General features: G+C 72.7%; 8 protein-coding genes. All 8 read right to left on the reverse strand.

Annotation, left to right across the window (positions count from 1 at the left end; translation table 11 throughout):
* Positions 1 to 17: 17 nt before the first annotated feature.
* Complete coding sequence (locus tag QRN89_RS11655; protein WP_290349281.1) at positions 18 to 1,301, reverse strand: nucleotide sugar dehydrogenase; 1,284 nt, start codon at positions 1,299 to 1,301, stop codon at positions 18 to 20.
* A complete protein-coding gene (locus QRN89_RS11660; RefSeq protein ID WP_290349282.1) occupies positions 1,298 to 2,929 on the reverse strand; it encodes a glycosyltransferase family 2 protein in 1,632 nt (543 codons plus the stop codon). Before QRN89_RS11660 ends, QRN89_RS11655 begins: the two co-directional genes overlap by 4 nt.
* Positions 2,926 to 3,939, reverse strand: a complete 1,014-nt coding sequence (locus QRN89_RS11665) for a Gfo/Idh/MocA family protein (protein ID WP_290349283.1) — start codon at positions 3,937 to 3,939, stop codon at positions 2,926 to 2,928. Before QRN89_RS11665 ends, QRN89_RS11660 begins: the two co-directional genes overlap by 4 nt.
* On the reverse strand, positions 3,936 to 5,054 hold the full coding sequence (locus QRN89_RS11670; RefSeq protein WP_290349284.1) for a DegT/DnrJ/EryC1/StrS family aminotransferase: 1,119 nt from the start codon (positions 5,052 to 5,054) through the stop codon (positions 3,936 to 3,938). Before QRN89_RS11670 ends, QRN89_RS11665 begins: the two co-directional genes overlap by 4 nt.
* Before the next feature lie 333 nt (positions 5,055 to 5,387).
* Entirely contained in the window at positions 5,388 to 9,503 is a 4,116-nt protein-coding gene (locus QRN89_RS11675; protein WP_290349285.1) for an Rne/Rng family ribonuclease, read from the reverse strand.
* Between the two features lie 234 nt (positions 9,504 to 9,737).
* A complete protein-coding gene (locus tag QRN89_RS11680) occupies positions 9,738 to 10,526 on the reverse strand; it encodes a TIGR03936 family radical SAM-associated protein (RefSeq protein ID WP_290349286.1) in 789 nt (262 codons plus the stop codon).
* A gap of 125 nt (positions 10,527 to 10,651) precedes the next feature.
* Entirely contained in the window at positions 10,652 to 11,743 is a 1,092-nt protein-coding gene (locus tag QRN89_RS11685) for a hypothetical protein (RefSeq protein WP_290349287.1), read from the reverse strand.
* A gap of 129 nt (positions 11,744 to 11,872) precedes the next feature.
* Entirely contained in the window at positions 11,873 to 13,801 is a 1,929-nt protein-coding gene (locus tag QRN89_RS11690; RefSeq protein ID WP_290349288.1) for a TIGR03960 family B12-binding radical SAM protein, read from the reverse strand.
* Between the last annotated feature and the right edge of the window lie 25 nt (positions 13,802 to 13,826).

Genomic DNA, 13,826 nt, shown 5'->3' on the forward strand with positions numbered 1-13,826 from the left:
ACGGAGCGAGCCGTCCGTCAGCCGCCGATGACGACGCGGCGGACGCCCTCCCAGCGGGCCGGGTCGGTGGTGCGGCGGCCGTCGACCAGGACGGTGACGTCCGGCAGGTCGGAGGCGGCCAGCTCGCGGTACTCGGCGTGGTCGGCCTGGAGGACCGCGGCGGTGACCGTCTCGCCCTGGTGCGGGGTGAGGCCGTGCGCGGAGAGCTCCTCGGCGGTGTACATCGGGTCGGACACGAACGGCACCGCGCCGCGGGCCTTGAGGGCCTCGACGGTCCCGAAGACGCCGGAGAACGCGGTCTCCTTGACGCCACCGCGGTAGGCGGCGCCCAGCACGAGCACGTTGACGCCCTTCAGGTCGCCGTACGCGGCGGCCAGCAGGTCGACGGCGTACTCCGGCATGGCGGCGTTGGCCTCGCGGGCCGAGCGCACGACGGTCGCCTCCGGGTCGTTCCACAGGTACATCCGCGGGTAGATCGGGATGCAGTGGCCGCCGACGGCGATGCCGGGCTGGTGGATGTGGCTGTAGGGCTGCGAGTTGCAGGCCTCGATGACCTTCTTGACGTCGATGCCGTTCTTGTCGGCGAACCGGGCGAACTGGTTGGCCAGACCGATGTTGACGTCGCGGTAGGTGGTCTCGGCGAGCTTCGCGAGCTCGGAGGCCTCGGCGGTGCCAAGGTCCCACACGCCGTTCGGCTGCGGGAGGTCGTCGCGCTCGTCGAAGTCCAGGACCTGCTCGTAGAACTCCACGCCGCGCTCGGCGGAGGCCTCGTCGATACCGCCGACGAGCTTGGGGTAGCGGCGCAGGTCGGCGAAGACGCGGCCGGTGAGCACCCGCTCCGGGGAGAAGACCAGGTGGAAGTCCTGGCCCGCGGTCAGGCCGGAGCCCTGCTCCAGCATCGGCGCCCAGCGGGTGCGGGTGGTGCCGACCGGGAGGGTCGTCTCGTACGAGACGAGGGTGCCGGGCTTGAGGCCCTTGGCGATGGCCTGGGTGGCGGCGTCCATCCAGCCGAAGTCCGGAGTGCCCTCGGCGTCCACGAACAGCGGGACGACGACCACGACCGCCTCGGACTGCGCGACGGCGGCCGCGGTGTCGGTGGTGGCGGACAGCAGCCCGGCGTCGACGGCCTGCTTCAGCTTGACGTCCAGGTCGTGCTCGCCGGGGAAGGGCTCGGTGCCGGCGTTGACCAGCTCGACGACCTTCTCGTTGACGTCGGCGCCGATGACCTTGTGGCCCTTGGCGGCGAACTGCACGGCGAGCGGAAGCCCGATCTTGCCGAGCGCGACTACACAGATATTCATCGGGTCAGTTTCCTCTTCACACGGGACATCAGGTGACGCAGCCGGCCGGGCTCGCCGGACGACGAGGACTCCCAGAGCGGAGCAGTGGTGATGACGAGCCGTCCCTTGGCGTTCGCGTTGGCGGAGACACGGTAGGGGACCTTCTCGCGCCAGCGCCGCGCCAGGGGCAGCGGCCGGTCCAGGGTCTTCACCGGGACCTCGTACGTCGAGCCTGCCACGTCCAGATAGGCGCGGACGCCGAGCTTGGCCCTGACGGGCTTGACCGGGATACGGGCGGTGAGGACCGTCCCCGTGCCGTCGTCGGTGGTGGTGCGGCTCAGCTCCCCCGCCGGGGCGGGGAGTTCGGTGCCGACGGGCAGCCTGCGGGCGCCCGGCTTGTCGGCGCTCTTCGGCATGGCCTTGTTGGCGAGCCGGATGACGGCGTGGTCCGTCTCACCCGTGACGGGAACGCGGACCGAGAGGGCCACGGCCAGCTCCTGGCCCTGCTGCTCCCACCGCGCCGAGACCAGCCCGGTGCCGTCGGCGAGCTGCCTGGGCACGGACTCGCCGACGACCTCGTACAGCCGGTCGGGCAGCCCGAGTGCCGGGTCGCGGAACCCGGGGTAGCGCAGAAACGCCCGGCCGTCCTCCAGCAGCAGCGGCGGCGCTCCCTGGGCGGCCTCCTCCTCGATGGCGCGGATGAGCTCCGAGACGGCTCCGCGCTGGGCCAGCGCGATCCGCACCCGCCGCTTGACGTCCATCGAGTCGCGGAGCGGCTCGGTGAAGTAGTCGTCGGCGAGGGCGGCGATGCCGGCGCAGACCTGGATCTGCGTCTCCCGGTCGAGTGCGGGGAAGTCGTCCTGGACCAACTTGGCGAGTTCCCAGGTGAAGTGGCGCTTGAACACGGCGTCCCGGCGGGGGCCCGCCTCGATGAGCCCGGCCGTGAACTTCATGATCTCGGCGGTGCAGCGCAGCCTCGCCAGATGGTTGGCGCGGTACGTGATGTTGCTCGCGTCCCCGCGCTTGACCGCGTAGTAGTACGTGTAGTCCGCGAGGACGGAGATCTTCCGCGCCCGGACGCACGCCTCGATCGTGAACGGCTGGTCGCTGCCGACCGGCAGGTCCTCCGGGAAGCGCAGCTTGTGCCGCTCGACCAGCTCGCGCCGGAACAGCTTGGTGTTGGCCAGCGTGAACGGCAGCGCCGAGTCGTACAGGCTGACGTCCGGGTCGCTCTTCTTGTAGAGCGCCTGGTGGACGTAGCGGCCGTTGGTGCCGACCATCTTGCCCACGACGACGTCGGAGCCGTGCTCGTCGGCACAGGCCACCATGCGCTTCAGCGCGTCCTTGCCGAGGTAGTCGTCGGAGCCGATGAAGTACACGTAACGGCCGGTGGCCACCTCCAGGGCCCGGTTGCTGGGCGCAGCCGGGCCGCCGGAGTTGGCCTGGTGGATCACCTTCACGGTGCCGGGGTACCGCTCCGCGAAGCGGTCGAGCTCCCGGCCGCTGTCGTCCGTCGAGCCGTCGTCGACGGCCACGACCTCCAGCCGGTCCACTCCGATGCTCTGGTTCACCAGCGACTCGAGGCACTCGGTGAGGTAGGGCATCGTGTTGTAGACGGCCACGACGACGGTGACATCAGGGGTGGTCAACTGGCCACGCCCTCCGGGTCCAGCCGCACGGTGGCACCGCTCTTGGCGGAGTCGATGACGGCGGCGGCGACCTCGACGGTCCGCAGGCCCTGGCGCAGCGTGCAGATGTCCTGGGACTTGCCGAGCACCGCGTCCCGGAAGAGCTCGTGCTCGACGAGGAGCGGCTCGCGCTTCGGGATCGCGTAGCGGATCATGTCGCCCTCGGAGACACCGCGGAAGGCCTGCAGGGCCTCCCACTCGGTGGCCACGGCCGCGTTCGAGTAGAACGTCAGGTCGGCGGTGAGCGTGTCGGCGATGAAGCAGCCGCGCTCGCCGGTGACCGAGGTGAAGCGCTCCTTCAGGGGGCTCAGCCAGTTGACGAGGTGGCTGACCATCGTGCCGTCGGAGAGCTTGCCGACGGCCGAGACCATGTCCTCGTGCGGGCGGCCCGACTTGGAGACGGTGTGCGCCGCGATCGACGTGTACTGCTGGCCGGTGACCCAGGCCGTCAGGTCGATGTCGTGGGTGGCGAGGTCCTTGACCACGCCGACGTCGGCGATGCGGTGCGGGAAGGGGCCCTGGCGGCGCGTGACGACCTGGAAGACGTCACCGAGCTCGCCGGCCTCCAGCCGGGAGCGCAGACTGCGCAGCGCCGGGTTGCAGCGCTCGATGTGGCCCACGCCGGCGACCAGGCCGCGCGACTCGAAGGCCTCGACCAGCCGACGGGCACCCTCGACGGTGTCCGCGACCGGCTTCTCGATCAGCGCGCCGACACCGGCCTCGGCCAGCTTCAGGCCGACTTCCTCGTGCAGCGCCGTCGGGCAGGCCACGACGGCGTAGTCGATGCCGAGCGCGATCAGCTCGTCGACGGTGGACAGCACGGGGGCGCCCTGCGCCCAGCCGTTCTTGTCACCCATGGGGTCCACGACGGCGACCAGGTCGACGCCGTCGAGCCCGGCCAGTACACGGGCGTGGTGGCGTCCCATGGAGCCCAGGCCGATCAGGCCGGCCCGCAGTCCAGCGGCAGTCACAGGTTCTCTCCCAGCGCGTTCACGGCGGTGACGATGCGCTCCAGGTCGCCCTCGGTGAGCGACGGGTGGACGGGCAGCGAGACGACCTCGGCGGCCGCCCGCTCGGTCTCGGGCAGGTCCCAGTCGCGGCCGGCCTTCTGGTCCGGCTCCCAGTACGGCTTCAGCCGGTGGATGGGCGTCGGGTAGTAGACGGCGTTGCCGATGCCCGCCTCGGTGAGCTTCGCCATGGCGGCGTCGCGGTCACCGCGGACGCGGATCGTGTACTGGTGGTAGATGTGGCGCGCGCCCTCCGCGACGACCGGGGTCACCACGCCCGGGGCGGTGATGTGCTCGGAGAGGTACGCGGCGTTGGCGATGCGCTGCTCGGTCCAGCCGGGCAGCTTGGCGAGCTGGACGCGGCCGACGGCGGCGGAGACGTCCGTCATGCGCATGTTGGCGCCGACGATCTCGTTCGCGTAGCGCTGCTCCATGCCCTGGTTGCGCAGCAGGCGCAGGGTGCGGGCGACCTCGGCGTCGGCCGTGGAGATCATGCCGCCCTCGAGGCTGTGCATGTTCTTGGTCGGGTAGAAGCTGAACGTACCGCCGGAGCCGAAGGCGCCGACCGGGGTGCCGTTCAGCGCGGCCGCGTGCGCCTGGCAGGCGTCCTCGACGACGGCCAGCTTGTGCTTGTCCGCGATGGCCATGATCTGGTCCATCGCGGCCGGGTGGCCGTACAGGTGCACCGGCATGATCGCGGCGGTGCGCGGGGTGATGGCGGCCTCGACCGCCGCCGGGGCGAGGCAGTACGTCTCCGGGTCGATGTCGGCGAAGACGACGTCGGCGCCGACCAGGCGGACCGCGTTGGCCGAGGCGGCGAACGAGAACGAGGGGACGATCACCTCGTCACCCGGGCCGATGCCGAGAGCCATCAGAAGGAGGTGCAGCGCGGAGGTGCCGGAGTTGACGGCGACGCAGTGGCGGCCGTCCACGAGCTCCGAGAAGCCCTCCTCGAACGCGGCCACCTCGGGGCCCTGGACCACCCGGCCGCTGCGCAGTACGCGTACGGCGGCTTCGATCTCTTCTTCACCGATGACCGGGCGGGCAGCGGGGATGGGCTGCGCGTTGCTGCTCGGCATTGGACGTCCTCCTTGAACACCGCGAGAGCTCTTTGTGGCAGAGGTCCGGGGTCTGCGGGGCGTCTTCGGGCCGCGCGAACCCCTCCGGCGTGATGGCCGACGCCCTACCGAGGAATGCTGGGACCGGTCTGTCCCTTAACCGGGCCGGTCACCGACCGCAGTCTCCGGGTGGGCCCTCGGCACGGCAGCGACCGCCGTCACATTATCAGGGATTTCCCAAGCAATTTCTGGGCCGTTAACAGGCCCAGGCATCAATTGCGAAACAAATGGCGTGTCCCGCCCCTGACTCCGCAGGGGCGGGACACGAACGTTCAACCACCGGTCATGGATTGTTCAGCTCTCCGCCGACGCCGTCACGGTCGGCAGGCTCTGCTGCTCGGCCGCGGCGGTCTTCTTGGCGGCCGACTTGGTCGCCTTCTTGGCGGTCGTCTTCTTCGCCGCGGTGGTCTTCTTGGCCGCCGTCTTCTTGGTGGCGGCCTTCTTCGCCGTGGCCTTCTTGGCGGTCTTGCGGGCCGCCTTCTTGGCCGGGACCTCAGCGGACTCCTCCGCGGCTGCCGTGACGGCCGCCGCCTCGGGCTCCGGCGTCGCGGCGACCACGACGACCGCGGCATCGTCCGCGCCGGACGGCGATCCCGCCGGGGCGGTGACCTTGCGGGTCACCCGGCGACGGGCACGCGGCGGGGCGGCGACGGGCGCCTCCTCGGCCGGCGTCTCCGGAGCCTCGGCAGCGGGCGCCTCGGCCGGGGCCTCGGCGGCCTCGGTCACGATCTCGGCGACCTCGCTGCCCTTCGGGGAACCGGCCGGGGCCGACGCCTTACGGGTGGCCCGGCGGCGGGTACGGCCCGCGGGTGCGGGCTCCTCCACCGGGGCGGCCACGGGCTCGGCGACCGGTGCGGGGGCCGTCTCGGCGGGCTCCTCGGCCCGGACCGGCTCGGCCTGCTCGGCCTGCTCGGCCTGCTCGGCCTGCTTCGCCCCGGCCTCGGCGGACTCGGCCCGCTTCGGCGCGCCGGCCGGGGCGGTCGCCTTGCGGGACGCCCGGCGACGGCCACGACGGGACGCGGCGGCCTCGGCCTCTGCGGCGCTGCTGTACAGCTCCTCGTCGGGGGCGAAGGCCGGCTCCGGCAGGGCCGCCGGCTCCGCGAGCTCCGCCGCGACCTCGGCCTCGGTCTCCTCGCTCGGCGGGGCCTCCGCGCCCGCCGCCTCGACGACCACCTCGTGCTCGTGGACGTGCTCGGCACCACCGCGGCCGCGCTTCTTGCGCTTGCCTCCGCCACCGCCGCCCACGGCCGACGGCTGCTCCATGTGCACGATCACACCGCGGCCGTTGCAGTGGACACAGGTCTCGGAGAACGACTCCAGCAGTCCCTGGCCCACGCGCTTGCGGGTCATCTGCACCAGGCCCAGCGAGGTCACCTCGGCCACCTGGTGCTTCGTGCGGTCCCGGCCCAGGCACTCCAGCAGGCGCCGCAGCACCAGGTCGCGGTTGGACTCCAGCACCATGTCGATGAAGTCGATGACGACGATGCCGCCGAGGTCCCGCAGCCGCAGCTGGCGCACGATCTCCTCGGCCGCCTCCAGGTTGTTCCTGGTGACGGTCTCCTCGAGGTTGCCGCCCTGGCCGGTGAACTTGCCGGTGTTGACGTCGACCACGACCATCGCCTCGGTCTTGTCGATCACCAGCGAACCGCCGGAGGGCAGCCAGACCTTCCGGTCCAGCGCCTTCATCAGCTGCTCGTCGATCCGGTGCACCGCAAAGACGTCGGTCTCGCTGGTCCAGCGCTGCAGCCGGTCCGCCAGGTCGGGCGCCACGTGCGACACATAGCCGTGGATGGTCTCCCACGCCTCGTCGCCGCTCACGACGACCTTGGAGAAGTCCTCGTTGAAGATGTCGCGGACGACACGGACGGTCATGTCCGGCTCGCCGTAGAGAAGGGTCGGGGCGTTGCCGCTCTTCGCCTTCTTGCGGATCTCCTCCCACTGGGCCTGCAGCCGCTCGACGTCGCGGCGCAGCTCGTCCTCGCTGGCGCCCTCCGCGGCGGTGCGCACGATGACGCCCGCGTCCTCGGGGACGATCTTCTTGAGGATGGTCTTCAGCCGCGCCCGCTCGGTGTCGGGGAGCTTTCGGCTGATGCCCGTCATCGAGCCCTCGGGCACGTAGACCAGGTACCGGCCGGGGAGGGAGACCTGGCTGGTGAGCCGGGCGCCCTTGTGACCGATCGGGTCCTTGGTGACCTGTACGAGGACGGACTGGCCGGACTTCAGCGCGGACTCGATACGGCGCGGCCCGTTGGCGAGGCCGAGCGCCTCGAAGTTCACCTCACCCGCGTACAGGACCGCGTTGCGGCCCTTGCCGATGTCGACGAAGGCGGCCTCCATCGACGGCAGGACGTTCTGCACCTTGCCCAGGTAGACGTTGCCGACGTACGACGTCGACTGCTCCTTGTTGACGTAGTGCTCGACCAGCACGTTGTCCTCGAGGACGCCGATCTGGGTGCGGTCGCCGTGCTGCCGGACGACCATCACGCGCTCGACGGCCTCGCGGCGAGCCAGGAACTCCGCCTCGGTGATGATCGGCACCCGGCGGCGGCCCTGCTCGCGGCCCTCACGGCGGCGCTGCTTCTTCGCCTCCAGACGGGTGGAGCCCTTGATCGACTGCACCTCGTCCGACGGCTCAGCCTTGGGGCGCGGCTCGCGGATCTTCACGACCGTGCGCTCCGGCTCGTCGGTGCCGGGCTCGGCATCGCCGCCCTCACCGCTGCGACGGCGGCGGCGACGGCGGCGACGGCTGCTGCTGGTGCCCGCGGCGGACGGGGTACCGGCCTCCTGCTCGTCCTCGTCGCCCTCGGCCTCGGGCTCCTCGTCGGCGCCGGGCTCACCGGCCTCGGCCTCCGGCTCCTCGTCGGCGCCGGACTCCTCCGCCTCGGCGGACTCACCACGGCGACGGCGACGGCCACCGCGGCGGCGACGGCGGGAGGGACGGCCCTCGTAGTCGTCGGACTCCTCGTCGGCGCCGGGCTCACCGGCCTCGGCCTCCGGCTCCTCGGCCTCGACCTCGGCCTCGTCGGCGGGCTCGGTCTCGGTGGTCTCGACGGCGAGCGCGGACTCGCCGCGACGACGCCGGCGGCGGCGCGGGGTGGTCTCGGCGGCCGGGGCCTCCGCCGCCTCCTCCTCCTCGTCCTCGTCGGCGGCGGCCCGGGCGGCCGCCGCGGCCGCGGCGGTCTCCGGGGTCTGGAACACCGGCTCCGTGAAGACCGGGGCCTGGAAGACCGGCACGGCGGGCCTGGCGGACCGGCGCCCGCGGGCGGCCGGTTCGGCCTTCTCCTCGCGCTCGTCCTTCTGGGCCCCGTCCTGCGCGCGCTCTTCCTTCACGGGCTCGGCGGCGGACTGAGCGGCGCCGGCCCGGCGGCGGGTACGACCCCGCGAAGCGGCCTTGCCGGCGGCCTCGACCTCGGCCTCGTCGGCGGCGATGCGCGCGACGGTGTCGGCGGGCAGACTCTCGCCCGCCACGGTCTCGTCGTCCTCGGCGGCGGCATCCGGCGCGCCCGCCGGAGCGGCCGCCTTCCGGGTGGCGCGGCGGCGCGTACGGGCGCGGGGCGCCTCCTCCGCGGTCTCGTCGGCGGCCGGCGCCTCCTCGGCGGCGGCCTCGACCGGCTCCGGTGCCTCGGTGGCCTCGGCGACGGCCTCCGGAGCGGACGTCCTGCGGGTCGCGCGACGACGCGTACGAGCGCGGGGCGTCTCCTCCCCGGTCTCCTCGGCGGCGGCGTCCTGGGCGGTCTCCGTGGCCCCGGCGGCGGCCTCGGCCTGCTGCGGCGCACCCGCGGGGGCGGTGGCCCGGCGGCGGGTACGGCGCGCGGGCGCCTCGGCAGCGGCCTTGGTGGGCCCGGTCTCCGCGGCGGTCTCGCTCACGGCACCTTCCTCGATGTCTTCGTCGGCGGCGACGGCCTCGGCCGTACGCGCCGGAGCAGGCGAGGTCGCGGGCGCCTCGGCGGAGGCGGGCTCTGCGACGACCTCGGCGGGGGCCGAACCGGCGGGCGCGGTGACCTTGCGCGTGGCCCGGCGGCGAGTGCGCGGCGCGGGCGCCTCGGCAGCGGCTTCGGCGGCCGGAGCGGTAGCGGCGGACTCCTCGGCCGGGACGGCCGGCTCCGCGGCGGAAGCGGCGTCCCCGGTGGTCGCGGGTGCCGGCGAACCGGCGGCCGCGGTGGCCTTGCGCGTCGCCCGGCGGCGGGTACGCGGCGCGGGCGCCTCGGCGGCCCCGTCCTCCTCGGACGGTATGGCGGCCGAGAGCGACTCGGTCACATCGGTGACGGTCTCCACCTGCACGGAGCCCGCAGGCGGGCCCGCGGGCCGCGAGGCGGCACGGCGGCGGCGCGGGGGCAGCGTGTCGCTGGGGGTGGAGCTGTCGTTCTCTTCGGTGTCCCCGGTCGTACCGGGGTCCTTCGGTTCGAGCATGCGGGCGGTTCTCCCGTCACGCTCCCGGGCGCCGAGCCTCGATCCGGTCCGGTGGCGCGTCCCGCGTGATGAGTGCGGGGCCGCCGTCCGGGGCTCGGGCGCCGCACGGGAGCTGATGTCTGGCTCGCCGGTTCCGTACGCGATGTACGCACGGCCTGGCGAAAGTCTCCTGGTCATTGCGCTGCCCGACCCAGGTGGCTCCCGAGTACGAGGGCGGCGCTTCGACGACTGCCCCTACGCGGAACCGGTACCTGCGGGCACCGTCGCGGCGGCTCCGGCGACCCCTGAGCGATCGGCTGGGGCGGCCGTGACTGCCTCGCGGTCTGGCGCGAGCGGGTCGGTCACCGTGCCGGAATCCTCGTCGAAGAGCCCCTGCGCCAGCCTGGTCACCGCTGCGGGGACCGGCGGCGCCAGGTCGGCCACAGCTCGGAGACCGGACAGGACGTCGTCGGGTCGCACGGCAGGTGTCACGTGCCGAACAACCAGCCGCAGTATCGCACAGGGCCCCTCCGCGGGCCTATCAGGCTGTGGAGAACTCGCCTGCAGGTCGGCCACCGCACCGCGGGCGTCGAAGGTCCGCATCCCGTTCTTCGTCTTGCGCCGGACCTCGACGGCGTCCGCCGCGAGGAACGCGGCGACCGCCTTCTCGGCCTCCTCCACGGCGACACCGTCGAGCCGCAGCTCCCACACGGACGCCGTCAGCCGGTCGGCCAGCCCGGACGTACGGGCCTCGACGGCGTCGACGATGTCGAGCCCGGAGGGCAGCGACTCGTCGAGGAGCTCGCGCAGCATGACCGGGTCCCGATGATCGGTCAGCGCGATCTCGAGGTACTCGGCCTCGGATCCCGTACCCGTCGGGGCGGCGTTGGCGTACGACACCTTCGGGTGCGGGGTGAAGCCCGCCGAGTACGCCATCGGCACCTCGGCGCGGCGCAGCGCGCGCTCGAAAGCGCGCTGGAAGTCGCGGTGGCTGGTGAACCGGAGGCGGCCGCGCTTGGTGTAGCGCAGTCGGATGCGCTGCACCGCGGGTGCGGGCGGCGGGCCTTCGGGCTGTCGCTTGCCCAGTGGTTCTTCTCCTCGGTGCGGGGCGGACGCCTTCCTGCGCCGCCCGTTGTGGCTTCGGACCCCTGGAGGGCGGCCCGCCCGGCTCACCCCCGCTTGTGCAGGGAGATCTCGGGCCCGGGCGCCACGCCGGGGACAGTCGGTATGTGTTGCGTACCACCCAGGTTACGCGCCCGAACGGATGCGGGTCGCCCGGGCCGGGGCTCGCCGGGTCCGCCCACCAGTGCCCGCCAGGCGTCACGGCGTGCCCGGCGCACCGCGTCCCGGGCCGAGGCGAGCGCCCCGCGGGCGGCCCGTCCGGCCTCCACGGCGGCGCGCCGCGCCGGGGCCCACACCCGGTCGCGGGCGAAATGGCCGACCGGGGTGCAGACGTTCCGGTAGATCCAGGCCGCCGGCCGCCCGAGCAGGTTCCAGACCGCCCACCTCAGCGCGCGCCCCACCGCTCGCGACAGGCGGCCGGCGGCGCGCCACGCCATCCCGACGGCATCGGCGATCTCTCTGCCCACGACGGCGAGGAGCCGGCCCACTGGAGCGAGGATCCAGCGGTACAGGAAGACGACGGGCGCGACCAGGATCACCCGCGCGAGCCACACGACGGCCGTCCACACCCCACGCGCCGCCGGGGCGAGCGCGTTCGCGTACAGCCAGGCCAGACCGTGGCCCACCGGCGCGAGCACCCATCGGTACAGCGCGATCCACGGCCAGACGAGCACCGCCCGCAGGAGCAGCCCCACGCCGCGGCCCAGCGGGGTCAGCAGCCGGGCGTAGAGCCAGGCCAGACCGTGGCCCGCCGGCGTCAGGAGGGTCCGGTACAGCCAGACCAGCGGCACGGCCACGCCGTAGGTCGCGACCGGCACCACCACGTACCGCCCCAGCGCGAGCCAGGGCCAGTAGAGGAGGGCCTTGCACAGCCACCACGCACCGGTCGCGACCGCCCCGGCGAGCCAGGCGATCCCGCGGCCGACGGGCGCCAGCAGCGTCTCGTACACCCAGCCGAAGGCCCGGCCCAGCGGGAGGAGCACCACGCGGTCGAGGGCCCTGCCGCAGACGACGAGGACGTCCCACAGCATCCGTACCGGCACGACGAGGACCAGCACGGCGATCCGCACGGGGATCCTGATCGCCACCGCCGGACAGCCCTCCGGCTCGGCGGGCTGCTCGCGCTTCTCCGGCTCCATGGTCGAGGAGACGCCGCAGCCCGGCCGGAGGTTCTCGCCGGGCCGGTCCCGTTCCCCCGACGGGTGCCCGGGGAAAACGGGACCGGCCCCGCCGCGCGAGCGACGGAGCCGGTGAGCGAAGGGGCTCGGCTACTTGTTGACGACGGTCAGCGGCAGCAGCTTCTTGCCCGTCGGGCCGATCTGGATGTCGAGGTCGAGCTGAGGACAGACGCCGCAGTCGAAGCACGGCGTCCAGCGGCAGTCCTCGACCTCCGTCTCGTCCAGCGCGTCCTGCCAGTCCTCCCAGAGCCAGTCCTTGTCGAGACCGGAGTCCAGGTGGTCCCAGGGCAGGACCTCCTCGTAGGTGCGCTCGCGGGTCGTGTACCAGTCGACGTCCACGCCGAACTCGGGCAGCGTCTTCGCCGCGCACTCCATCCAGCGGTCGTAGGAGAAGTGCTCGCGCCAGCCGTCGAAGCGGCCGCCGTCCTCGTAGACGGCGCGGATGACGGCGGCGACGCGGCGGTCTCCGCGGGACAGCAGGCCCTCGACGATGCCGGGCTTGCCGTCGTGGTAGCGGAAGCCGATGGAGCGGCCGTACTTCTTGTCGCCGCGGATCTTGTCGCGGAGCTTCTCCAGCCGGGCGTCGGTCTCCTCGGCGGAGAGCTGCGGGGCCCACTGGAAGGGCGTGTGCGGCTTGGGCACGAAGCCGCCGATGGACACCGTGCACCGGATGTCGTTGGAGCCGGAGACCTCGCGGCCCTTGGCGATGACGTTGACCGCCATGTCGCCGATCTGCAGCACGTCCTCGTCGGTCTCGGTGGGCAGGCCGCACATGAAGTACAGCTTCACCTGGCGCCAGCCGTTGCCGTAGGCGGTGGCGACCGTGCGGATCAGGTCCTCCTCCGAGACCATCTTGTTGATGACCTTGCGCATGCGCTCGGAGCCGCCCTCGGGGGCGAAGGTGAGACCGGAGCGGCGGCCGTTGCGGGTCAGCTCGTTGGCCAGGTCGACGTTGAAGGCGTCGACACGGGTCGAGGGGAGGGACAGGCCGATCTTGTCCTCCTCGTACCGGTCCGCGAGGCCCTTGGCGATGTCACCGATCTCGCTGTGGTCGGCGGAGGACAGCGACAGCAGGCCGACCTCCTCGAAGCCGGTCGCCTTGAGGCCCTTGTCGACCATCTCGCCGATGCCGGTGATGCTCCGCTCCCGCACGGGGCGCGTGATCATGCCCGCCTGGCAGAAGCGGCAGCCGCGGGTGCAGCCGCGGAAGATCTCGACGGACATGCGCTCGTGGACGGTCTCGGCGAGCGGGACGAGGGGCTGCTTGGGGTAGGGCCACTCGTCCAGGTCCATGACGGTGTGCTTGGACACGCGCCACGGCACGCCGGACCTGTTGGGCACGACGCGGCCGATGCGGCCGTCGGGGAGGTACTCGACGTCGTAGAAGCCCGGGACGTAGACGCCGCCGGTCCTCGCGAGGCGGAACAGCAGTTCCTCGCGGCCGCCGGGGCGGCCCTCCGCCTTCCAGTCGCGGATGATGTCGGTGATCTGCAGGACGGCCTGCTCGCCGTCGCCGATGACCGCGCAGTCGATGAAGTCCGCGATCGGCTCGGGGTTGAAGGCCGCGTGCCCGCCGGCGAGGACGATCGGGTCGTCGATCGTGCGGTCCTTGGCCTCCAGCGGGATGCCGGAGAGGTCGAGGGCCGTGAGCATGTTGGTGTAGCCGAGCTCGGTGGAGAAGCTCAGGCCGAGGACGTCGAAGGCCTTCACCGGGCGGTGGCTGTCGACCGTGAACTGCGGGACGCCGTGCTCCCGCATCAGTTCCTCGAGGTCCGGCCAGACGCTGTAGGTGCGCTCGGCGAGGACGCCCTCGCGCTCGTTCAGTACCTCGTAGAGGATCATGACGCCCTGGTTGGGCAGTCCCACCTCGTAGGCGTCCGGGTACATCAGCGCCCAGCGCACGTCGCAGCTCTCCCACGGCTTGACCGTGGAGTTCAGCTCACCACCGACGTACTGGATGGGCTTCTGCACATGCGGGAGCAGAGCTTCGAGCTGTGGGAAGACCGACTCGGCAGACATCAGGAACCTTCGTGGACGGGCAGGG

The organism is Streptomyces sp. HUAS CB01 (assembly GCF_030406905.1).
GTDB classification, from domain to species: Bacteria; Actinomycetota; Actinomycetes; order Streptomycetales; family Streptomycetaceae; genus Streptomyces; species Streptomyces chengbuensis.